Source organism: Chitiniphilus eburneus (genome assembly GCF_005048205.1).
GTDB classification, from domain to species: domain Bacteria; phylum Pseudomonadota; class Gammaproteobacteria; order Burkholderiales; family Chitinibacteraceae; genus Chitiniphilus; species Chitiniphilus eburneus.
This window is the reverse complement of the sequence record NZ_SUMF01000009.1, coordinates 95364-117042: the sequence shown is the minus strand read 5'-3', so window position 1 is coordinate 117042 and position 21679 is coordinate 95364. Positions and strand designations below refer to the sequence as shown.

Annotated in this window: 19 protein-coding genes; 3 read left to right on the top strand and 16 right to left on the bottom strand. The window is 63.9% G+C overall.

Features of this window, described 5'->3' with window-relative positions; all coding sequences use genetic code 11:
* Positions 1–38: 38 nt before the first annotated feature.
* The 4 genes from astE to astA are packed head-to-tail and all read right to left on the bottom strand — an operon-like array spanning position 39 to position 5003.
* A complete protein-coding gene (astE, locus tag FAZ21_RS10295) occupies positions 39–1055 on the bottom strand; it encodes a succinylglutamate desuccinylase (RefSeq protein WP_136773357.1) in 1017 nt (338 codons plus the stop codon).
* Positions 1056–1082: 27 nt separating this feature from the next.
* Positions 1083–2429 carry an N-succinylarginine dihydrolase gene (gene astB, locus FAZ21_RS10290; protein WP_136773356.1) on the bottom strand — a complete coding sequence of 449 codons (1347 nt, stop codon included), beginning with the start codon at positions 2427–2429 and terminating at the stop codon, positions 1083–1085.
* Positions 2430–2489: 60 nt separating this feature from the next.
* A complete protein-coding gene (astD, locus tag FAZ21_RS10285) occupies positions 2490–3971 on the bottom strand; it encodes a succinylglutamate-semialdehyde dehydrogenase (RefSeq protein WP_136773355.1) in 1482 nt (493 codons plus the stop codon).
* A gap of 3 nt (positions 3972–3974) precedes the next feature.
* On the bottom strand, positions 3975–5003 hold the full coding sequence (astA, locus tag FAZ21_RS10280; protein WP_136773354.1) for an arginine N-succinyltransferase: 1029 nt from the start codon (positions 5001–5003) through the stop codon (positions 3975–3977).
* A 457-nt stretch (positions 5004–5460) separates the two neighbouring features.
* On the opposite strand from astA, the gene FAZ21_RS10275 reads away from it, so the two are divergent.
* Positions 5461–6558, top strand: coding sequence for a porin (locus FAZ21_RS10275; RefSeq protein ID WP_169307343.1), 1098 nt, complete (start codon positions 5461–5463; stop codon positions 6556–6558).
* A gap of 194 nt (positions 6559–6752) precedes the next feature.
* Here the strand turns inward: FAZ21_RS10275 and rpoS are convergent, their stop codons facing one another.
* The 11 genes from rpoS to FAZ21_RS10225 all read right to left on the bottom strand — a co-directional run bounded on the left by rpoS (position 6753) and on the right by FAZ21_RS10225 (position 16610).
* Positions 6753–7724 (bottom strand): RNA polymerase sigma factor RpoS, encoded by a 972-nt coding sequence (gene rpoS / locus FAZ21_RS10270; RefSeq protein ID WP_136773352.1) that lies wholly within the window; start codon positions 7722–7724, stop codon positions 6753–6755.
* Positions 7721–8731: a peptidoglycan DD-metalloendopeptidase family protein gene (locus tag FAZ21_RS10265; RefSeq protein ID WP_211243430.1), complete on the bottom strand. Its 1011-nt coding sequence runs from the start codon at positions 8729–8731 to the stop codon at positions 7721–7723. Before FAZ21_RS10265 ends, rpoS begins: the two co-directional genes overlap by 4 nt.
* 56 nt (positions 8732–8787) lie before the next feature.
* Positions 8788–9447 carry a protein-L-isoaspartate(D-aspartate) O-methyltransferase gene (locus FAZ21_RS10260; protein WP_246038590.1) on the bottom strand — a complete coding sequence of 220 codons (660 nt, stop codon included), beginning with the start codon at positions 9445–9447 and terminating at the stop codon, positions 8788–8790.
* Positions 9444–10187, bottom strand: coding sequence for a 5'/3'-nucleotidase SurE (gene surE, locus FAZ21_RS10255; protein ID WP_136773351.1), 744 nt, complete (start codon positions 10185–10187; stop codon positions 9444–9446). Before surE ends, FAZ21_RS10260 begins: the two co-directional genes overlap by 4 nt.
* A gap of 176 nt (positions 10188–10363) precedes the next feature.
* Positions 10364–11248 (bottom strand): DMT family transporter, encoded by an 885-nt coding sequence (locus FAZ21_RS10250; RefSeq protein WP_246038588.1) that lies wholly within the window; start codon positions 11246–11248, stop codon positions 10364–10366.
* A gap of 116 nt (positions 11249–11364) precedes the next feature.
* Positions 11365–12441 (bottom strand): aromatic ring-hydroxylating oxygenase subunit alpha, encoded by a 1077-nt coding sequence (locus FAZ21_RS10245; RefSeq protein ID WP_246038585.1) that lies wholly within the window; start codon positions 12439–12441, stop codon positions 11365–11367.
* A 296-nt stretch (positions 12442–12737) separates the two neighbouring features.
* Positions 12738–13631, bottom strand: coding sequence for a 4-hydroxy-tetrahydrodipicolinate synthase (gene dapA, locus FAZ21_RS10240; protein ID WP_136773349.1), 894 nt, complete (start codon positions 13629–13631; stop codon positions 12738–12740).
* Positions 13632–13961: 330 nt separating this feature from the next.
* Positions 13962–14120 carry a hypothetical protein gene (locus FAZ21_RS20275; RefSeq protein WP_169307342.1) on the bottom strand — a complete coding sequence of 53 codons (159 nt, stop codon included), beginning with the start codon at positions 14118–14120 and terminating at the stop codon, positions 13962–13964.
* The gene (locus FAZ21_RS10235) at positions 14117–15082 is read right to left on the bottom strand and encodes a hypothetical protein (protein ID WP_136773348.1); all 966 of its coding nucleotides are present in this window, start codon (positions 15080–15082) and stop codon (positions 14117–14119) included. The genes FAZ21_RS20275 and FAZ21_RS10235 overlap by 4 nt, the downstream gene beginning before the upstream one ends.
* Positions 15083–15091: 9 nt before the next feature.
* Positions 15092–15289 (bottom strand): SEC-C metal-binding domain-containing protein, encoded by a 198-nt coding sequence (locus FAZ21_RS10230; RefSeq protein WP_211243429.1) that lies wholly within the window; start codon positions 15287–15289, stop codon positions 15092–15094.
* A gap of 112 nt (positions 15290–15401) precedes the next feature.
* Positions 15402–16610: an RtcB family protein gene (locus FAZ21_RS10225; protein ID WP_136773346.1), complete on the bottom strand. Its 1209-nt coding sequence runs from the start codon at positions 16608–16610 to the stop codon at positions 15402–15404.
* Positions 16611–16997: 387 nt separating this feature from the next.
* Here FAZ21_RS10225 and FAZ21_RS10220 point away from each other — a divergent pair, with 387 nt between their 5' ends.
* Complete coding sequence (locus FAZ21_RS10220) at positions 16998–17459, top strand: YehS family protein (RefSeq protein WP_136773345.1); 462 nt, start codon at positions 16998–17000, stop codon at positions 17457–17459.
* A 182-nt stretch (positions 17460–17641) separates the two neighbouring features.
* Here FAZ21_RS10220 and acnB read toward each other — a convergent pair whose 3' ends face one another.
* Complete coding sequence (acnB, locus tag FAZ21_RS10215; protein WP_136773344.1) at positions 17642–20227, bottom strand: bifunctional aconitate hydratase 2/2-methylisocitrate dehydratase; 2586 nt, start codon at positions 20225–20227, stop codon at positions 17642–17644.
* Between the two features lie 365 nt (positions 20228–20592).
* Here acnB and FAZ21_RS10210 point away from each other — a divergent pair, with 365 nt between their 5' ends.
* Positions 20593–21501 (top strand): transcriptional regulator GcvA, encoded by a 909-nt coding sequence (locus FAZ21_RS10210; RefSeq protein ID WP_136773343.1) that lies wholly within the window; start codon positions 20593–20595, stop codon positions 21499–21501.
* Positions 21502–21679: the final 178 nt, after the last annotated feature.

Here is a 21679-nt window from a genome sequence, read left to right as displayed (position 1 = left end):
GCGGCGGCCGGTGACGGGCGGCCCGCCCGGCGCGCCGCCTAGGCGGTGGCGCTGTCGGGCACCACGATCAGGCCGGCACGCTGGCCGACCACCACGTCGGGATTGGGAAAGACGATGCGCGCGTCGGCTTCTTCCACCCGGCACTCGCTCTCGCCATCGGCCGCCAGCAGCATGCCTTGCGGCAGCGGCGTGAAGTTGTCGGTCTTGCCGTCGATCTTCAACTCGAACGCATCGCTGCGCTTCATCACTTCGCGCGAGACGCGAAACACCGTGGGCGCATCGCCGCGCCCCGCCCCGGCCGGAATCCGCCCCTCGATCAGATGGCGCAGATAGGCCTTCATCGCACTCAGGTCCACCTCGCCGTTCTGGCCAAAGGGCCGCGCCCGCCCCAGCTCCACCGTGAATGACACCGCGTCGCAATGCTGGCTGGAGAAATACGAGAAAGTCGGCGCGCGCGCCGATTGCAACAACACCGCGCTGACCCCGGCGCGCCCCAGGCGCGCGATCTGTTCGCGATCGAAACGCTTGCCTTCCGGCGGTACCGGGTAGATGGCGAACTTCTCGATCAGGCTGCCGTGGATGGCGGTGTGCAGGTCGTAATGCAGACGCGGCTTGCCATCCTGCATCGCACGCGCAAAAAAGCGCATCAACTGCATTTCCAGCATGGTGGCGCGGCGAGCCTCCGGGCCGTCATGGCTTTCCGGCAGCCGACAGAACAGGCGGTTCATGTCGCTTTCGACAAAACGCACGCCCCGGCGCAGCGCCTCGATGTTGCCGAAGACAAACAACACCCGCGCGCGGACTTTCAGCGCGCCGGTCATGAGTTCGCTGATCAGCGCATCGGCCAATTCCACCGGCGCGGTTTCGTTGCCGTGCACGCCGCAGGAGATCACCAGATCGAGCTTGCGATGGGCGCTGTCGCGCGGCTCGAAGCGGATTACGCCCTCGTCCATCACCTGGACATTCACGCCACCCGGCAGCTTGTATGGCAGGCCGATGGCCGTCTTGCCGGACAGTGTCTGTTCGAGGAAGGAAGGAGTGGCGGTTGGTTTCATCAGGGCATGCTACGACATGTTCGGCTTTCAGCTTAAGCCTGTTCCGCCGTACTGGAAGGGGTAAATGCTACCCAGCCCCAGCATTCGCGTCAGTTCGTCCAGCGCGGTGCGCACTTCGATCAGCAACTGTGGATCGGCCAGATCGGCTTCGCTCAGGCGGTCGCGATAATGGCGGCCGATCCAGGCCTCCAGCTCGGCATGGCGTTCCTCGGTCAGCCAGACACGCGGATTCACCGCCGCGCCCTCCGCCGCCGTCAGCGCCACCCGCAGGCGCAGGCAGGCCGGGCCGCCGCCGTTCTTCATGCTTTGCTTGAGGTCGAACATCAGCAGTTCGTCGATGGGGCCACCGCTGTGGATCAGGGTTTGCAGGTAATCCCAGACCGCTGCATGGCCACGGCATTCCTCGGGCACCACCAGCCGCATCCGCCCCGCGCCGCGATCGAGCAACTGGCTGTTGAACAGGTAGCTGCGGACCGCATCCTCCACACTGATCCGTTCCGCCGGGACTTCGATCACCCGCAGGCCGCCGCCCAGGCGGTCGTCCAGGGTGCGGTAGACCGACTGCTGTTCGACAAACGCCTGTGCGTGGCAGAACAGCACGTCCAGGTTGCCCACGGCGATCACGTCGTTGTGGAACACGCCAGCGTCGATGACGGCGGGGTGCTGCTGCACGAAGAGCGTATCGGCCGGATTCAGCCCGTGCCGCCGCGCCACCGCCTCGCTCGCCTCCAGCGTCTGGCGCGCCGGGTAACGGGTCGGTTCGACCTGCCCGCCCCAATGTCGCCGGCCATAGACGAAGCATTCCACGCCAGGCGCATCGTAGGCCTTGGCGAAGCGGGTATGGTTGGCCGCGCCTTCGTCGCCGAATGCCGGATGCATCGGCAAGGCGTCATGGACGGCGAAATGCGCCGTGTCCTTGAAAATCGCCCGCAGGCTGCGCGCGGTCTGCTCGTGCTCGATGGCGCGATGAAACTTGTTTTGCAGGTTGGCCACGCTGAAGTGGACGCGTCCGTCGCCGGTATCCGCCGACGGGCTCACGGTGGCGGCATTGGCCGTCCACATGCTGGATGCCGACGAGGCGGCGGCGAGCAGGTGCGGCTGGCGGGCCGCGCCCGCGAGCACCTCGGGATCGCTGCCCTGGAAGCCAAGCTGGCGCAGCGTCCAGACCGCCGGACGCTCCTGCGGCGGCAGCACGCCCTGGCGATAGCCCAGATCGGCCAGGGCCTTCATCTTCGCCAGCCCCTGCCGTGCCGCGGCGCGGGGGTCGGCGGTCTGGCCGGCACTGCCGGTGGAGGCGACATTGCCGAAGGAATGTCCGCCGTAATGGTGTGTCGGGCCGACCAGGCCATCGAAATTGGCTTCGAATGCGCTCATGGCGTGATGGGTTCTCGCGGTGTGGCGCCGGGCACGGCCGGCGTATTCATGAAGAATGCCTCAGGACGACGCGCCCGACGTTGGTCCAAGTACCATGCCCGGCGGCAATTGCGCGGGCAGCGCCAGGGTTTCGGCTTCCAGCGAGGCCACGGGGAAGGCGCAGTAGTCGGCCGCGTAGTAGGCGCTGGGGCGATGATTGCCGGAAGCCCCCACGCCGCCGAACGGCGCGGCGCTGGAGGCGCCGGTCAATGGCTTGTTCCAGTTGACGATGCCGGCCCGAGTGGCACGCCAGAAACGCTGGTAATGCTCGGCCGAATCGGAAATCAACCCGGCCGCCAGGCCGAAGCGCGTGGCATTGGCCAGTTCCAGCGCATGATCGAGATCACGGTAGCGCTGCACTTGCAGCAAGGGGCCGAAATATTCTTCGTCCGGCAGATCGGCCACGGCGCTGACGTCGAGCAAGCCGGGCGACAGCAGGGCCGTGCCCTCGCGTAGCCGTCGCAGCGGCAGCAATGCCTGCGCACCCTGCGTCAGCAGGCGCTGTTGCGCGTCGAGCAGCGCATCGGCGGCCGCCAGCGAAATCACCGCGCCCATGAAGGGTTGCGGCTCGGCATCCCACTCGCCCACCGTCAGCGCGGCCGTGGCACGCGTAAGCCGGGCGAGGAAGGCATCTCCCCATGACCCCGCAGGCAGTAGCAGGCGCCGTGAGCAGGTGCAGCGCTGGCCGGCGGAGATATAGCTCGACTGCAACACATGGTGCAGCGCTGCCGGAATGTCGCCGACCGGTTCGACGATCAGCGGGTTGTTGCCGCCCATTTCCAGGGCCAGGATCTTTTCCGGCTGCCCGGCAAACTGGGCATGCAGCCGGTAGCCGGTGGCCGCGCTGCCGGTGAAGAACAGGCCGTCGATGCCGGGATGCGTCGCCAGGGCCTGCCCGGTTTCGCGCGCGCCTTGCACCAGGTTGAGCACACCGGCCGGCAGGCCCGCCGCGGCCCAGACTTCGACCGTTTTCTGCGCCACCAGCGGCGTGAGTTCGGACGGTTTGAACAGCACGGCGTTCCCGGCCAGCAGGGCCGGCACGATATGGCCATTGGGAAGGTGGCCGGGGAAATTGTAGGGGCCGAACACGGCCACGACGCCGTGCGGGCGGTGACGCAGCACGGCATTGGCATCGCCCTGTTGCGCCTCGCGGTGGCCGGCACGCTCTTCGAAAGCGCGGACCGAAATCTCCACCTTGTTGATCATGGTGGTGACTTCGGTCAGGGCCTCCCAGCGCGGTTTGCCGGTTTCCAGCCCGATGGTTGCCGCCAGTTCGGCCTGGTTCTCGCGCAGCAGATCGGCGAAGCAGCGGCAGACGGCAATGCGTTCGGCCACGTCCAGTTCCCGCCAGCCGGCAAAGGCATGGCGCGCCGCCGCCACCGCCTGGTCGATATCGGCCGGGCTGGCGGCCTGACCTTGCCAGACCATCTGCTGCGTCACCGGGTTGACCGATTGCCAGGCCGCTCCCCGCCCCAGACGCCATTCGCCATCAATCCACAACATCGCTTACTCCTTGATCGAGCCGGATAACGGCACCGCGCGCACGCTGTCGCCATCTTCGATGCCCAGCCGAGCCAGCACCGCCGGCGTCAGTGGCAAGGTGTGCTCCAGCGGCCGCGTCGTGGCCAGCGTGACGCGAAAATCGTGCAGCCGGCGATTGCTCACCAGCCAGGGCGTGCCGCCCCTGGATGCGGTCGTGACCGGCAGCGCCTCGAACAATGCGGATTTGCGTACCGCGCGCACGTCGTCCAGCGAGCATTCCAGACTGGGGCCGGCATCGAAGATGTCGATATAGCCCTGATAACGGAAGCCCTCCGCTTCCAGCAGCTTGCGCGCCGGCCGCGTGGCGGGGTGGACGTCGGCGATGGCCGCCTGCGCGGCGTCGGACAGCAGGCAGGTATAGATCGGGTACTTGGGCATCAATTCGGCGATGAACGATTTGCTGCCCACGTAGGACAGGAAGTCGGCCCGGGCGAAGTCCATCTTGAAGAAATGGCGCCCCAGGCTCTCCCAGAACGGCGACTGCCCGGTGTCGTCGGAAACACCGCGCATTTCGGCGATCACCCGTTGCGAAAAACGCTCGGGAAACTCGGCCATGAACAGGAAGCGTGCCTTGGAAAGCAGCGCCCCATTGCCGTCGCGCCGATAATCGGGCAACAGGAACAGCGAACACAGTTCGGAAGACCCGGTGAGGTCGGAGGTCAGGAACAGCGTGGGTAATTGCTTGTAGATGCCCAGTTCGCGCGATGCGTGCACCGACAGGCCTACCCGGTAGTTGTACCAGGTATCGTGCATGCCCACCGCCGCCTCGATGGCGGCGCTCCCGACGATGCGCCCATCCGTGTCGTCCTCCAGCACGAATACGTAGCTGGCCTCGGCCACTTCCGGATTGCCTTCCACCGAGCCGACGCTGGCCGCGATGCGCGCCGCCAGCCGCTCCGCGTTCGGCGATAGCGTCGTCACCCCCACGCCGGCCTCGCGGGCCAGGGCCAGCAAGGCGTGCAGGTCATGGTGGGCGATGGTTCTGAACAGCATCCGGGCGCTCCAAAACGGGAAAGTCACTGTAGCAGCCGGGTTCGAGCACTGCCCATGGGGACATTCCCCATCGACCGTTTCAACCCGGCGACATTTCCCTGCGTTCCATTTGCCCAGGTAGCCCGATCTCTCGCCCCAGGCTTGCGGCTGCCTTCGGCGCCCGGAACCACCTGGACGCCGGTGACCGCGATGCCAACGCCCATGAGGTGAGCGCGGCTCCCGCGGCGGGCATCTCGCTCCCGCCGCCGCTCATGGCCAGGGCAAGCAATCCCGGCCCCCGTGGCTACGCAGTTCCTGCGGCACCGCAGGCACTTTTTGTCTCGAAAAAACCATCGCCCTTTGACGAAAACAAACAGACGCTAGCGTCTCATTGACCGGTGGCTATAACGATAAGGCAGCCAAGCACGGGTCGAGCAAACCTCTCCGGGTGCTTCGGTGATCAATGGAGACCACGCAAATGTTCAAACGCACGCTGTTGGCAAGTATGGTGGCGCTGATCGCGACACCCGCGCTCGCCGAAGTTTCCATCGGCGGTTCCGCCGAAATGGACTTTTTCTACCGCACCAACAATGGCGACAGCTTTGCCGATACGGATACCAGCGGCAAGTTCATGCAGGAAATCGATCTGATCGTCAATATCGATGGCAAGGACCGCCTGGATAACGGCAGTACCCTGTCATGGCGCCTGGCGCAAAAAGTGGCCACCGATTTCCGTTACGACAGTTGGGGGCAACGCGAGGCCTGGATCGGCTACGACACGCCCTTCGGTACCTTCCGCTTCGGCAATCAGTTTTCCACGCTATACCTGACCATGCTGGACTGGCCCTATGGCGCCAATGGCGTGACCAATCTGACTGGCGACTTCGGCGCGCACGAGGCGGATTATCCCCGTGCCATTACCTATCTGTCGCCCAAATGGAATGGGTTCAGCTTTGGCGCCCAATATGATCTGGGCTCCGGCGACAGCGATGCCAACGCCTATGAAGTGACCGCAGCCTATGCGGCGGATGCCTTCAATATCGATGCCGGCTATTACCAGGGCAAAAACAGCGAAAGCATCGATTCCGAAGCGGCATCCTTCGGCGGAAACAGTTGGGGCGCTGGCGGGTCGTACAACACCGACAACAAGGCCAGGGAATACTTCATCGGCGGCCGTTATCGCTTCAGCGGCTTTGAAGTGGGCGCGGGCTATATCCGCAACGAATGGTATGGCGATGTACCGAACGTGCACGCGGCCGGCTCCGACAAGACCACGGTGGACCAATATCTGATCCGTGGCGGCTATACCACCGGCAAGCACAATTTCATCCTGGCGTATGAGTTCATCGACGACAGCAAGACGGATGGCACCACCCGTGACGACGGCATCCAGGCGATCAACTTCCAGTACACCTATACGCTGTCCAAACAGACCGTGGGCTTCCTGCAACTGCGTCACCATATGCTGGATACGGCCGGTCAGCCCAGCGTGATGCATGCCAGCTATCAATTGGATGGCATCGGCGACGAGGACAATGTCACCCGGCTGCTGGTCGGAACCTGGACCGGTTTCTGATATCGGCTTCAGGCACATTCATTCACCACCAAGCCTGCCTGACCGCAGGCTTTTTTTGGCCGCAGCGCCATGGCGTGGAAATCGACAATATGGAAAAAATCAATCAGGCATCAAATCAGGATTCAGCCCGAAAGGCGCAATAAAAAACGCCGCCAGTTTCTGGCGGCGTTTTACTTTCAGCGATCCGGCGCGATTTACAGCACGACGTCGCGGGATACCCCGTAACGGCGGAGAATCCGGCGCAATTGCTCCAGTGCCTCGATCTGGATCTGCCGCACCCGCTCTCGCGTGAGGTTCAGGCTGGCAGCCAGGTCTTCCAGCGTGCAGATTTCATAGCCATTCAAGCCATAACGACGCTCGATGACCATCCGCTGCTTATCGTTCAGTTGCTTGAGCCATTCCTTCACATAACGCTCGACCTCGGCGTTTTGCAGGATGGCTTCGGGGCCGTCGTGCTGATCGTCGGGAATCGATTCGCCAATGGTGAGCATCGGATCGATATCAAGCGGGGCATCGAGCGAGGCAACCCGTTCGTTCAATCCCATCACGCGCCGGACATCGTCGACGCTCTTGCCCACCAGATGGGAAATATCCTCCAGGCTGGGTTCATGCCCCAGGCTGGCCTCCAGATGGCGCTGGGCCCGGAGATAGACGTTCAATTCCTTGATGACATGCACGGGCAGCCGGATGGTACGGCTCTGATTCATGATCGCCCGCTCGATCGACTGCCGGATCCACCATGTGGCGTAGGTGGAAAAACGGAAGCCGCGCTCCGGATCGAATTTCTCCAGGGCATGCATCAGGCCGATGTTGCCCTCCTCGATCAGGTCGAGCAGCGTCATGCCGCGGTTGATGTAGTGCTTGGCGATGTTCACGACGAGCCGCAGGTTGTGCTCGATCATTTTCTGCCGGGCTTCGAAATCGCCCTGCACCACTCGCCTGGCCAGCGCCCGTTCCTGGTCGGGGGTCAGCAATGGGCTATGGCCAATTTCGTTCAGATAGATCTGCGTGACATCGCCGGTGCTTTCGTAACTGTAGGTTTCGCGTTCCTCACCCGCAGCAACTTCCGCCTCGGCCTCCTGTTCCCGCTGATCCTCGTTCAAGTCGAGGTCTTCCTCGCCCTCGGCTACGTCTTCTTCTTCAAGAATATCGATTTGATCGTTCATGGCTTTTCCGTCTGGATATATTTGGCCGGGTCTACCGGTTTGCCAAATCTGCGGATTTCGAAGTGAAGCTTGACCTGATCCGTATCGCTGTCGCCCATTTCCGCGATCTTTTCGCCGCGCTTGACGACATCCCCCTCCTTGACGATCAACTTACTGTTGTGCGCATAGGCCGTCAAATACTCCTTGTTATGCTTAATGATGATCATCTTGCCGTAACCGCGCAATCCGGCTCCCGCGTAAACCACCTTGCCAGAACCTGACGCAACGATAGGCTGACCCATTTTGCCGGGGATATCAATACCTTTTGAATCAGAAGTGAAACCTTTTGTTACTTGACCGGCGGTAGGCATCAACCATTCATCCACCGCTTTATCGTCACTGCTGTCCGCAACGTCAGGTTTTACGGGGGTTTTCACCCCTGGGGCAGCAGTGGGAACCGGGGTAGGCACTGCTGTGGGCACTACGGTTTTCTGTGGCATCGATGCAACCGTCGGCGGTTCCGCGGCGGCTGCCACCCTGGCTGCGGCATCCGGCGTATACGGCAATTTCACTGCCTGCGGATAGCGATAAACAGAAGGTGTATCCGGGGCAACCGACGGTGTAGGGCTGACCGGCTTGATCGTCCCGCCGTCAGTCGGGCTATCCGTCACCAGCGGCTTAACTTCCACCCCCTTTGCATCTCCCGGGCCATTGAGCCGAAGAATCTGGCCCACTTTGATGTCGTTGACGTTGGCCAGCCCGTTCCAGGCCGCCAGTTCCCTGTAATCCAAACCGTTATCCAGTGCCACACGATAAAGTGTGTCCCCACGCTTGACCATATAACTGCCGGGTGGCACTTCCACCGGGTTGGGTGCTTCAGGCGACACCACCCCTACGGCAGGGGGGGCGGGTTGGGCAGGGGGTGGGGTACGCGACATGCCATCGATGATGGGCGCCGGGGTGCGCGGTTCGCTGGCACATCCGGCCAGCAGCACGGCGGCGAAAACGATCAGTGGATGCCGACTCACGGGCTAACTCCTTGAGGGGTGGTCTGCCAGCCATGCTGGCACGGGTAAACGGATAGTCAGGCCAGGCCCGGCAGCAGCGGCACGAAGCGCACTTTTTCCAGCCGGGTTTCCTCGTGGCCATCTTCGAGGCGTTCGATCATGCGTAGTTCCTGATCGCTGGTGCCCACCGGGAACACCAGCCGACCGCCGATGGTCAGTTGCTCGATCAGCGATTCGGGCACGATGGGGGCCGCGGCGGTGATCAGGATGGCATCGAATGGCGCGGCCTCTGGTTGCCCCTTGCTGCCGTCGCCGTGACGCAGCCGCACATTATGGACGCCCAACTGCGAAAGGCGTTCACGCGCGGTTCTGGCCAGGCCACCGATGCGCTCCACCGAATAGACGGTTTTGTAGAACTGCGCCAGCACGGTGGTCTGGTAGCCGCAGCCGGTACCGATCTCCAGCACCTTGCTCCGGCCCGCGCCGCCCAACACCAGTTCGGTCATGCGGGCAACGATATACGGTTGCGAAATCGTCTGGTTGTGTCCGATGGGCAATGACACATCGTCGTAGGCGCGGTGCGCCAGCGCCTGGTCGACGAAAACGTGGCGCGGTACCTCGCCGATCACGCTCAGTACCGTTTCATCGGAGATACCCGATGTGCGCAGCCGTTCCACCAGTCGGGCCCGGGTGCGCGCGGAGGTCATGCCACTGTTGCCGGGGATGTTGAAGTTCATTCGGGCAGCCATGTCGAAATGAAGTCCAGTTGTGCGTAAGCGGTCAGGTCGATCGAAAGCGGCGTGACCGAAACATATCCCTCGGCCACGGCATGGAAATCGGTGCCCTCTCCGGCGTCGGCGACCTCGCCGACCGGGCCCACCCACCAGATCGGCTCGCCACGCGGATTCTCGGCCTTGATCACGGGCGCGGACCGGTGCCGGTGACCCAGGCGGGTGGTCTTGAAGCCCTTGATCTGCGCGTAGGGCAGATCGGGTACGTTCACATTGAGCAGTACGGCGCCACGAAACGGCTGGCGCTGGCAATGCGCCACCAGATCCTGCGCCACCTGTGCGGCGGCATCGTAATGGCGGGGGCTGCGCGACGCCAGCGACACCGCCAGCGCCGGAACGCCCAGCAGATAGCCTTCGGTGGCGGCGGCCACCGTCCCGGAATAGATGGTGTCCTCGCCCATGTTGGCACCGTGGTTGATACCCGATACCACCAGCTCCGGGGGGTGTTCCATAAAGCCGGTAACCGCGACGTGAACGCAGTCGGTCGGCGTGCCGTTGGCGTAGAAGAAACCCGACGGCGCCTTGCGGATACTCAATGGGCGATCGAGCGTCAATGAATTGCTGGCGGCGCTGCGGTCACGTTCGGGCGCACACACGGTGACATCGTGATGCGGCGACAAGGCCGCGGCCAGGGCCTCGATGCCGGGGGAAAAATAGCCGTCGTCGTTGGAAATCAGGATGCGCATCGAATCGTCAAACCGCTGATCTTCAAAAGAGGATTGCCATCGCGCCACACCATGGATGGCATCTTGCCAGCCACCGCGGGGAAAAAGGCTCCGGCGAATCGCGATATACGGGCAGCTAGCGTATCACACGTGTCCAGCGACGCCTTGGCGCACGCGCGTCGGCGTTGCAACCCCGCTCAGCCCTTGCGCAACATCGTGCTGGAAAGTATGCCGCAGCCCACGATCAATAACATGCCCGCGTAGCTGGATGTCGGCAGGACATCCCCCCAGATGAGCATGCCGAACAAGGTGGAGAACACCACGGTCAGGTACGCCATGCTGGCGACGATCAGCGATTTGCCCTTGCGATAGGCCCGTGTCATCGACAGTTGCGCGCAGGTGGCGGCAACGCCCATGCCCAACAGCAGCCAGACATTGTCGAAATCGATGGGCGTCATGGGCGCGCGCTGGAGCAGCATCACCATGCCGGCGCCCACCGAGGACACCAGCGAAAAATAATAGACGGTCCGCCACTCGGGCTCGCCCAGCCGGCCCAGCTCGTGCACGTTCATGTAGGCCACGCTGGCCAGCAGGCCCGACCCCAGCCCGACCACGCCAGCCAGCCATTGCGTGGCATCCAGTGTCGGCCGCAGCAATAGCGCCACGCCGGCAAAGCCCACCACGATGGCCAGCCATTGACCGCGATGCGGCCGTTGTTTCAACCACAGCGCGGTCAGCAGCATCAGGAACAGCGGCGAGGTGTAGTTGAGCGTGACGGCGGTGGGCAGTGGCAGATGGGCAATGGCGTAGAAATACAGCATCAGCGAAACGAAGCCCGAGATGCTGCGGGTCAGGTGTACCTTCATCGCCGGCCAGGGCACCCACAACGGGCGGCGCGCGGGCAACGCGACCAGCAGGATGAAAAGAAAGCCCGCCAGGCAGCGGTAGAACACGAGTTCCGCCGTGGAGAACCCGGCGCTGCCCAACTTGACGAACACCCCCATCACGCCGAAGCACAGGCCGGCGACGACCATCCAGAACGGGCCGGATTCGGACAGGCGATTCAACAGGGATTTGAACATGGGCCAACGCTTGGGCTGAAAGAAATGAAGGCAGCCGGGGCTGCCTTCGACGGATTATCGCTCGACGCGGCCACCCCGGCGATCAGGGCGGGCCCGCATCTGGCACCGCAACCGGATCAGGCCCGGATCGCATCTCCCAGTTGCCGGCGCAGGAACTGATGGAAGTGCCGCATACCATCCTCCATCGGGCTCTGATACGGGCCGACTTCGTTGCGGCCCGCCTTGTACAGCGCCAGCCGCCCTGCTTCCATGCGATCGATGATCTCCTGGTCCTCCACGGCGGTTTCCGCATACGCAGCCTGCTCCGCCGCGAGGAATGCCGGCTCGAAATAGGCGATATCCTCGGGATAGTAGAATTCGACCACGTTCTTGTAGCTGCGCGGCCCGGTCGGAACGATGGTCGAGATCACCAGTGTATGCGGGTACCACTCGATCATCACGTTCGGATAGTAGGTGAGCCAGATCGCGCCATGGGGCGGCAGCTTGTCGCCGTAATACGTCTGCACCTGCTTGTGCCATTCGGCATAGACCCGGGAACCGGGCCGGGCGAGCGCGTTCTGCACGCCCACGGTCTGCACCGAATACCAGTCGCCGAACTGCCAGGTCAGATCATCGCAACTGACGAACTGGCCCAGCCCCGGATGGAACGGTTCGACGTGATAATCCTCCAGGTAGACCTCGATGAAGGTCTTCCAGTTGCCCACGTATTCATCCACCTGCACGCTGTGGAAGACGTAGTTGGAGAAATCCAGGTCGCGCGCGACGCCCAGATCCTTCAGGTGCGCCTCGATGTCGTGGCCGTTCTTTTCGAACAGCAGGCCATTCCACTGCACCAGTTCCGTTTCCGGCAGATGCAGGCACGGATTGCCGGGAAAATGCGGCGCGCCCAGCAACTGACCGTGCTGATCGTAGGTCCAGCGATGCAGCGGGCAGATGGTATGCGTGGCGTTACCGCGCCCCACCAGCATGCTGGCCTGGCGGTGGCGGCAGATATTGGAGAGCAGCTTGATGCCGGAATCGGTGCGCTTGAGGTAACGCGCGCCGTCGGTCATTTCCAGAACGTGATAGTCGCCCGCGTTGGGCACCATCAGCGCGTGGCCGATGTATTTGGGACCGCGCTCGAACAGGCGTTCCAGCTCAAGCTCGTAAAGCCGTTGGTCGAAGTAGGACGACACGGGCAGTTGGGTCGTCATATCCAGCTGCAAGGCGGCAGCCGTAGCCAGATTAGTCATGAATCCCACACCCCCTGGGCTAGAAGGTCTAAGACGTCTTGCCACTTGTGACGGCTGGTGACGCCGTCGACATGGATGGGTGGGCAAGCCATCACTGCAAATTGTCGGTTGAGAATCAATCCGACCCGAAAGAGCGGGGGATTGTGCCCCAACCCCCTACCCCGGGCAAGGCTGGCGTCACCGGAACTTCATGAAAAATTTGAAATTTGGTCATGCCGCCGCCCGGCGCCGGGACGGCAGCACCCTCATGCCAGGCTTCAGGAGGCCATCGCCCCCGCTACCTCCGGTTCCCCCATGTCGCGCAGGGCATTGTTCAATGCTGCGCGACAGGCCGGGCCGGCCGGCAGCATCGGCAGGCGCAATTCGTCCGCGATCCAGCCCGCCTGGGACAACGCGGCCTTCAGCGGCGCCGGGTTCGGCTCGGCGAACACCGCGCCGATCAGGGGTTGCAGTTGCCGCGCAATGCCGCGGGCCCGTTCCAGCCGCCCGGCCCGCACTGCTTCCAGCAACCATACATAGTGTTCCGGGTGAAGATGGGCCGCCGCGGCAATCGCCCCATGCGCGCCCATGCAGGCGGCGGGATAGATCAGCGCATCTTCGCCGCACAGCACTTTCAGGGGCGTTCGCGCCAGCAGCTCCCCCAGTTGCGCAAGGCTGCCGCCGCCTGATTCCTTGATGGCCGCGAATTGCGGGTTGCGTGCCAGTGCGCACACCGTCGCGACGTCGATGTTCACGCCGGTGCGATAGGGAATGTTGTACAGCACGATGGGCAGCGCGGTGGCCGCCGCCACCGCCTCGAAGTGACGCTGGATCCCCGCCTGCGACGGGCGGACATAGTACGGCGCCGCCACCAGCAGGCCATCCGCGCCCTCCTCGTCCCAGATCGCCGCCTGCTCGACCACGTGACCCGTGGCACTGCCGGAAACACCCATCACCAGCGGCACGGCCTTACCCACCGCCTGGCGCACCGCGCGATACAACGCGCGCTGCTCCGCCAGCGACAACGCCGATGCTTCGCCCGTGGTGCCGCACAGCACCAGCCCGGCAATGCCGCGCTGCGCCAGGTGCGACGCCAGCCGGGCCGCGGCCGGCAGGTCCAGCGCGCCATCGCGGAACGGCGTCACCATGGGAATCCAGATCCCTTCGAACATACAACCTCCTTGAATGATGGATAAACAATCACACCATCGAGGTCAGGCACCGGGGATCGAATCAACAACGAGGAACGAAGCAGGACATCCCGTGGGCCGAACACCCGACGGGAAACAAGCGGCCCGTCAGATGAGCGCCTGTTTTTTCGATTTCACATCCGCAACGCGCAGACGCGCCTCGCCCGGGGCGGGCGATACGGCGACGAATTGGCGTTGATGAAGCATGCGGATGCAAACCGGAAAGGAAAAAACGTCCCGACTATATCACGCGGCCGGCATGAAAAAAGCGGCCCGTCGTAACGGGCCGCTCCCCAGGCATTGACCCGACGGTCAATCGAACTGGCCGCGCTGCAGCGCCTTGTGCAAGGCCTGCCGCTGCGCCTGTCGCCTGGCCTTGCCGCTTTTGTCGTGCGCGCCGGCCACGCGCTGCCGTGCCGCCATGGCAAACGGATTGCGCGGCTTGCCGCTGGCGGGAAGCTTGATTTTCATGCCGCCACCTTTTCCAGTTGCAGTGCATATAACGGCGCGTTGCGCGCGATCTTCGAACGCTTGCCGGCCAGAAAGCGCGGCACGTCGGCACCCGAGCGAAAGCAGAACTGGCGCGGCAGATCGGTATAGATCGAACGCGGCGGCGCCCAGTCCGGGTCCAGCCCTTTCAGCCGCACATTGGATGCGGGGCTGTGATAGAACAGCCGCCGCACCCCCAGTTCCTCGCGCACGAACCAGACCGTCGCCGCCAGCATTGCCTCGGCCCATACCTTGCGGTACATCGCCAGCAGCCAGTCGAGATAACGCCGGATATCGTCCTGGCTGCCGTCGATGCCGTACAGGCGCCACGGTCGCTCGCGATAAGCGGCCGCTTCGCGCAACCAGTCGTTCTGGATTTCCTCGATCAGCACCTCGCCGGCATCCAGGTCCACATCCAGTCGCGCCCACGCCAGCGTATTGCGACCCCGTTCATTGATCGGGTGGCAGCCGAAGGAGAACGGGCTTTCCTGGTCCTGCGGCTTGAGCAATGCCTGATACAGCGCGTCGTGCCGACGGTCGAAGTTGAGCTGCAACACCAGGTTGGCCGCGCCCCGGGTGGTTTGCGAGCCTTCCCAGCAATCGAGCGATAAGGTGAAGCACAGCGGCTGCGGGTCGCCATCGGCGGCCAGTACATCGGCCACGCCGATACGGCTGCCGCCCAGTTGCGCCAGCCAGGCTTTCACCCGTGGCTTTTGCAACAACGCCGCGAACGGACTTTGCTTGAGCGCCGCCACGCTGGTCTGCTCGCCGACCACATGACGCAGCAACAGCCACGCATAGCGCTCGGGGTAGTAATTAAAGCAAGTCCGGCCTTGCGGCAGGATGCCGACGATATCGTCGGCCAACTGCTTGTCCATATGAAAACTCCAGATCCCGCCGTGGCGGGCAATATTCTTGGTCGGTACGTATTCGGAACGAGGCATCGGACTGCTTCATCTCGTTGCTCCTGGTTCGGGCCTGGCAATGCCGAGGCGTTGGTCAGCGGAAATAGTCATGGCGCCGGCTGCCATCGAAAGCAGCCGCTGGCCATGCAACAGTGTTTGAAAGGAACGGGTCGAGCCGCAGGGGCATGGATCGTTGCGCCCCAGTTTTTCGAGCAGTTCCTTCTCGCCACCGCGAATGAAGCGCATGCCGCGCTTCACCCCCGTTTCAGACGGGAACCCCTTGCGGCGTTTGGCGGTGGTTTCGAAAGCAGTGGTTGCTTTGCAGTGTCTTCATGATGTTTGCTCCTTGCATGATCCATCAGCCCTTCACGCACACCAGTTGCTTCAGGGTGTGCACCACTTCGACCAGGTCGGACTGATACGCCATCACCTGGTCGATATCCTTGTAGGCGCCGGGAATCTCATCGACCACGCCACCATCCTTGCGGCATTCCACGCCTTCGGTCTGCGCGGCGAGATCGAAGCGGTTGAAGCGCCGCCGGGCCTCGGTCCGGCTCATCCGGCGCCCCGCCCCATGCGAGCACGAGCAGAACGATTTCTCGTTGCCCAGGCCACGCACGATGAAGCTCCTGGCGCCCATCGAACCGGGAATGATGCCCAGTTGCCCCTCGTGCGCCGCGATGGCGCCCTTGCGGGTGATGAACAGACGCTCGCCGGCATGGGTTTCGCGCGCCACGTAGTTGTGGTGGCAATTGATCGCCTCGTCGGTCAGCGTGAAGGCCGGCAGGTGCGGGCGCAGCGCATCGACCACCAGCCGCATCATTTCGCGGCGGTTGACCAGCGCGTAGTCCTGCGCCCACTCCAGTGCATCGACATAATCGTCGAACAGCGTGGAACCTTCGCTGAAATACGCCAGATCGCGATCCGGCAGGTTGATCTGGTGGCGACGCATGTCCTTGCGCGCCGCCTCGATGAAATAACGTCCGATCACGTTGCCGGTGCCCCGGCTACCCGAGTGCAGCATTACCCACACCCGCTCGGTTTCGTCCAGGCACAGCTCGATGAAGTGGTTGCCACCACCCAGCGTGCCGATCTGGCACACCCATGTCTGGGCAAACTTGCGCTGCATCTTCATCAGCCCCGGATGGCGGCCGACGATGCGATCCAGCCGGTCGTCCAGCGGCCGCGCCGCGCGCTGGTGCGCCGAACCACGCACCTTGTCCCAGGCGTGATGCGCAAATCCGACCGGCACGGCGGCCTCGATCGCCGAGCGCAGGCGCGCCAGCGTGTCGGGCAGGTCCGCCGCGTTCAGCGAGGTGCGCACTGCGTTCATGCCGCAACCGATATCGACCCCCACCGCGGCCGGAATGATGGCGCCGCGCGTGGGAATCACCGAACCGACGGTGGCGCCGATTCCCAGGTGCACGTCCGGCATCGCGGCCACGTGGCCATGCACGATGGGCAGCGCGGCGACGTTCTTCAGTTGTTGAATGGCGTCCGGCTCGATCTGATCGGTCCAGACATGGACCGGCACTTTCGCGCCGGAAAAAGTCTTGAGAATGGGCATGGCCTTTGATTCCAGTACATGCCCGCATCAGGCCCGGACAGCGCCGGGCCGGAATTGCGGGCATGAAAAAGCCCCGGTCATGGCCGGGGCTTTCTAGGCGACCGGCGTGGGGCGAACACCCCCACGCCGATGGCGGAATCGGGGGTCAGTACGCGTATTGCGGAGAATATTTCTGAAGCATGGCGGGTTCTCCTTCTCAGATAATGCGGTTGACGAAAGTGCGCATTGAACGGCCGCGCCGGCCCTGGCGTCAAGCGCCTGTCATCGGCGGTGTCACTTTTTTGCACGAGCAACCAGCCTGCCGGTGCCGCGCGAACAGCGCATCGCGGCGCCGCATGCCCCATAATCGCGGCTCTGGCGCCGCCGCAACCGAATGGATTTCCCGAAATGATGAACAACGACGTACTGCGCAGCGTGCGCTACATGCTGGATCTGGGCGAGCCGCGCGTGGTGGAGATCATCGCGCTGGCCGGCCTGGATGTGGCCAAGGCGGACGTGCATGCCTTTCTGCTGAAGGAAGACGAGCCCGGCTATCGCGAATGCGACGGCAAGACGCTGGCTCATTTTCTGGACGGGCTGATCGTGTTCCGCCGTGGCCGCGACGAAAGCCGCCCGACGCCGGAGGTGGTATGGCCGGTTTCGAACAACACCATCCTCAAGAAGCTGCGCGTGGCGTTCGAGCTGAAAGAGGACGATCTGCACGCCATCCTGGCCAGCGTCGAGTTCGAGGTCTCCAAGCCCGAGCTGTCCGCGCTGTTCCGCAAGGAGGGCCAGAAGAACTATCGCCCGTGCGGCGACCAGTTCCTGCGCAACTTCCTCAAGGGGCTGACGCTGCGCCTGCGCAAGTAGGCCCGCCCCTGCCGTCCATGAAAAAGCCCACCTCGCGGTGGGCTTTCTTTTTGCACTGAACGCGCCCTAGAGCCGCGAACAAAACCCAGCGCAGCGGTTCTGGCAAGGAGCGCGAAACGCAGACAGTACGCGCAGTACGGCAAGTTCGCGCGACGCTGCCAGAAGGGTTTTGTTAGCGGCGCTCAGACGACGGCCTTCTCGGCCTCGGCCTGGTAGCTGTCGATCTGGTTGAAGTTCAGGTAGCGATACACCTCCTGCGCCTTGGCATCGATCACGCCGATGTCGGCCATGTATTCCGCGACGGTCGGGATGCGGCCCAGGCGCGAAGCGATGGCGGCCAGCTCGGCGGACGACAGGAACACATTGGTGTTCTTGCCCAGACGGTTGGGGAAGTTGCGGGTGGAGGTGGATACCACGGTCGCGCCCTCGCGCACCTGGGCCTGGTTGCCCATGCACAGCGAGCAGCCCGGCATTTCGGTGCGTGCGCCAGCCGTGCCGAAGGTGCCGTAGTAGCCTTCCTCGGTCAGTTGCTGCGCATCCATCTTGGTCGGCGGGGCGATCCACAGCTTGACCGGGATGTCGCGCTTGCCTTCCAGCAACTTGCCGGCCGCGCGGAAGTGCCCGATGTTGGTCATGCACGAACCGATGAATACCTCGTCGATCGGGGTGCCGGCCACTTCGCTCAGCACCTTCACGTCGTCCGGATCGTTCGGGCAGGCCAGGATCGGCTCCTTCACGTCAGCCAGATCGATCTCGATCACGGCGGCGTATTCGGCGTCGGCATCCGGCTCCAGCAATTGCGGGTTTTCCAGCCACGCCTCCATCGCCTTGACGCGACGCGCCAGCGTCTTGGCATCGCCGTAGCCATTGGTGATCATCGACTTCAGCAGCACGATGTTCGAATTCAGGTATTCGATGATCGGGGCCTTGTCCAGACGCACCGAGCAACCGGCGGCCGAGCGTTCGGCCGAGGCATCGGTCAGTTCGAATGCCTGTTCCACCTTCAGGTTGGGCAAGCCTTCGATTTCCAGGATGCGACCGGAGAAGATGTTCTTCTTGCCAGCCTTGGCCACCGTCAGCAGGCCCGCCTTGATTGCGTACAGCGGAATCGCGTTCACCAGATCGCGCAGGGTGATGCCGGGTTGCAGTTCGCCCTTGAAGCGCACCAGCACCGATTCCGGCATGTCCAGCGGCATCACGCCGGTGGCGGCGCCAAAGGCGACGAGGCCGGAGCCGGCCGGGAACGAAATACCGATGGGGAAGCGGGTGTGGCTGTCGCCACCGGTGCCGACGGTATCGGGCAGCAGCATGCGGTTGAGCCAGCTATGGATCACGCCGTCGCCCGGACGCAGCGAGACGCCGCCACGGTTGCGGATGAATTCCGGCAGTTCGTGGTGGGTCTTCACGTCCACCGGCTTCGGGTAGGCGGCGGTGTGGCAGAACGACTGCATCACCAGATCGGCCGAGAAGCCCAGGCAGGCCAGATCCTTCAGCTCGTCGCGGGTCATCGGGCCGGTGGTGTCCTGGCTGCCGACGGAGGTCATGCGCGGTTCGCAATAGGTACCCGGACGCACGCCCTGGCCTTCCGGCAGGCCGACTGCGCGGCCGACCATCTTCTGGGCCTGGGTGAAGCCCTTGGTCGAAGCCACCGGCAGCGTCGGCAGGCGGAACAGCGTGGAAGCCGGCAGGCCCAGCGATTCACGCGCCTTGGCGGTGAGGCCACGGCCGATGATCAGGTTGATCCGGCCACCGGCGCGCACTTCATCGAACAGCACGTCGGACTTGACCGCGAATTCGGCGACGGTTTCGCCATTCTTGATGACCTTGCCTTCGTAGGGGCGCAGTTCGATCACATCGCCCATGTCCAGCTTGCTGACATCCACTTCGATCGGCAGCGCGCCCGAATCTTCCTGCGTATTGAAGAAGATCGGCGCGATCTTGCCGCCCAGGCAGTAACCGCCGAAGCGCTTGTTCGGCACGAAGGGGATATCGTCGCCGGTCCACCACAACACCGAGTTGGTGGCGGATTTACGCGAGGAACCGGTGCCGACCACGTCGCCGACGTAGGCAATGGGATGGCCCTTGGCGGCCAGCGCGGCGATCTGCTTGATCGGGCCCAGCGTGCCCGGCTGGTCCGCCTCGATGCCCGGACGCGGGTTCTTCAGCATGGCCAGCGCATGCAGCGGGATATCGGGGCGCGACCAGGCATCCGGCGCCGGCGACAGATCGTCGGTGTTGGTTTCGCCGGTGACCTTGAACACGGTCAGCGTCACGGCCTGCGGCACTTCGGGGCGGCTGGTGAACCACTCCGCATTGGCCCACGATTCGATCACGCCCTTGGCATTGGCGTTGCCCGCGTCGGCCAGCTCCTTCACATCGTGGAAGTAATCGAACATCAGCAGGGTTTTCTTCAGGCCCTCGGCCGCGACGGTGCCGACCTCGGCATCGCCCAGCAGGTCGATCATCGGCTTGATGTTGAAACCGCCGAGCATCGTGCCCAGCAGCTCCACCGCCTTGGCGCGGCTGATCAGGGAACAGGAATCCTTGCCCTGCGCCACGGCGGCCAGGAACGCGGCCTTGACCTTGGCGGCATCGTCCACGCCGGGCGGCACGCGGTAGGTAATGAGATCGACCAGGAACGCTTCCTCGCCGGCGGGCGGGTTTTGCAGCAGTTGAACCAGGTCGGCGGTCTGCTGGGCGGTGAGGGGGAGCGGCGGAATGCCGAGGGCGGCGCGCTCGGCGACGTGCTGGCGATAGGCTTCAAGCATGGGGCAACCCTTTGCGATGGCAGTGAACCGCAGGCGCCGCAATGGGCCGCCTGCGTAGACAATCTGGCGCCGCCACATCAGCCGGTGAAGGCTGGTCAGCGGCTTGCTCAGTGGTGCGCACCCGCGCGTGTAGATTTTGCACGGTGGCGCTTGGGAGCGAAGATTACGCGCAAGCGCAGGGCGACACAAACGAGTAATCGCCACAGCGGCTGTGAGATATACTCACAGATCGTTTTGCGCCCCATTTCCATGGATGGCGCCACCTGTAGACGATCAGGCACCGTCAGCCACGCCATCCGCACGGGCTGGATCGGCCTTCGCAGGTTCCATGCAGTCACAACCTCTCGTCGCGAGGCCGCACCACCGTGTCCCAGACCCTGCCCCCGCTCAATGCACTGCGCGCTTTCGAATCGGCCGCTCGGCTGGAGAGCTTTTCCGCCGCTGCGAACGAGCTGTTCGTCACGCACGGCGCGATCAGCAAGCAGATCCGGCAACTGGAGGATTGGCTGGGGGTAAAGCTGTTCGAGCGTAAGGGCGGACGGGTGAAACTGACCGATACCGGCTGGCGTTACCTGGTGCAGGTACAGGATGGCCTGGACATCATCGCCAACGCCACCGCGCAGTTGCGCAAACCATCGCGCCAGCGTCGGCTGACGATCAACTCCACGCCCACGCTGGCCATGCATTGGCTGCTTCCCCGTCTTTCGCGGTTCCAGCACGACTATCCCGACGTCGAGCTGCGCCTGATGACCTCGGACCGCGATATCGGCCGGCTGGATGCGCCGTTCGACGTGGCGATCCGCCGTGGCCCCGGCGACTGGCCCGGCCATGTGAGCAAGCCGTTCCTGGACGAATGGGAACTGCCGCTCTGTAGCCCGCGCCTGCTGGAACGCATGCCGCTACGCGACGTTGCCGACCTCGCGCGGCACACGCTACTGCTTGCCGACACTCGCCCCTCCGCGTGGCAGCGCTGGCTGGCGCTGGCCGGCATGGCCGACCTGAAGCCTGCGGCCACCCAACAGTTCGACCACTTCTACCTGGCGCTGCAAGCCGCGATGGATGGGCTGGGCGTCACGCTCGGCCCGCTGCCGATGATGCAGGCCGAGATCGAAGCCGGCCGGCTGGTTGCGCCGCTGCCGTTGCCGGTGGTGCCGGTGCGTGGCTACTGCTGGATCGCGGCGCGCGGCGCGATGAACGACCCTGCGGTGGCGGCCTTCTGCCAATGGCTGGAGGACAGCGCCGCAGCAATGGTGCCAGCGCAGGACGCTGGTTAGGACAGGCTTGCCTGTCCGGTGCAGCAACGCGCCCGCCTTTCTTCTTTCGCTCCCCTGGTTGGATATCGATTCGCCTTAGGGCGTGTCGTCACCTGTTTCACGACAGCGTTCGGTGCAGTTCGGGATGCCGCGCCAGGAGCTGGATGCGCGGCGGTATGGATACCGCAAGCGGCCAGCT

Coding starts and splice junctions, on each gene's coding strand:
- astE (WP_136773357.1), bottom strand. CDS start 1,055: ATGAAACCAACCGCCACTCCTTCCTTCCTCGAACAGACACTGTCCGGC.
- astB (WP_136773356.1), bottom strand. CDS start 2,429: ATGAGCGCATTCGAAGCCAATTTCGATGGCCTGGTCGGCCCGACACAC.
- astD (WP_136773355.1), bottom strand. CDS start 3,971: ATGTTGTGGATTGATGGCGAATGGCGTCTGGGGCGGGGAGCGGCCTGG.
- astA (WP_136773354.1), bottom strand. CDS start 5,003: ATGCTGTTCAGAACCATCGCCCACCATGACCTGCACGCCTTGCTGGCC.
- FAZ21_RS10275 (WP_169307343.1), top strand. CDS start 5,461: ATGTTCAAACGCACGCTGTTGGCAAGTATGGTGGCGCTGATCGCGACA.
- rpoS (WP_136773352.1), bottom strand. CDS start 7,724: ATGAACGATCAAATCGATATTCTTGAAGAAGAAGACGTAGCCGAGGGC.
- FAZ21_RS10260 (WP_246038590.1), bottom strand. CDS start 9,447: ATGAACTTCAACATCCCCGGCAACAGTGGCATGACCTCCGCGCGCACC.
- surE (WP_136773351.1), bottom strand. CDS start 10,187: ATGCGCATCCTGATTTCCAACGACGACGGCTATTTTTCCCCCGGCATC.
- FAZ21_RS10250 (WP_246038588.1), bottom strand. CDS start 11,248: ATGTTCAAATCCCTGTTGAATCGCCTGTCCGAATCCGGCCCGTTCTGG.
- FAZ21_RS10245 (WP_246038585.1), bottom strand. CDS start 12,441: ATGACGACCCAACTGCCCGTGTCGTCCTACTTCGACCAACGGCTTTAC.
- dapA (WP_136773349.1), bottom strand. CDS start 13,631: ATGTTCGAAGGGATCTGGATTCCCATGGTGACGCCGTTCCGCGATGGC.
- FAZ21_RS20275 (WP_169307342.1), bottom strand. CDS start 14,120: ATGAAAATCAAGCTTCCCGCCAGCGGCAAGCCGCGCAATCCGTTTGCC.
- FAZ21_RS10235 (WP_136773348.1), bottom strand. CDS start 15,082: ATGCCTCGTTCCGAATACGTACCGACCAAGAATATTGCCCGCCACGGC.
- FAZ21_RS10230 (WP_211243429.1), bottom strand. CDS start 15,289: ATGCGCTTCATTCGCGGTGGCGAGAAGGAACTGCTCGAAAAACTGGGG.
- FAZ21_RS10225 (WP_136773346.1), bottom strand. CDS start 16,610: ATGCCCATTCTCAAGACTTTTTCCGGCGCGAAAGTGCCGGTCCATGTC.
- FAZ21_RS10220 (WP_136773345.1), top strand. CDS start 16,998: ATGATGAACAACGACGTACTGCGCAGCGTGCGCTACATGCTGGATCTG.
- acnB (WP_136773344.1), bottom strand. CDS start 20,227: ATGCTTGAAGCCTATCGCCAGCACGTCGCCGAGCGCGCCGCCCTCGGC.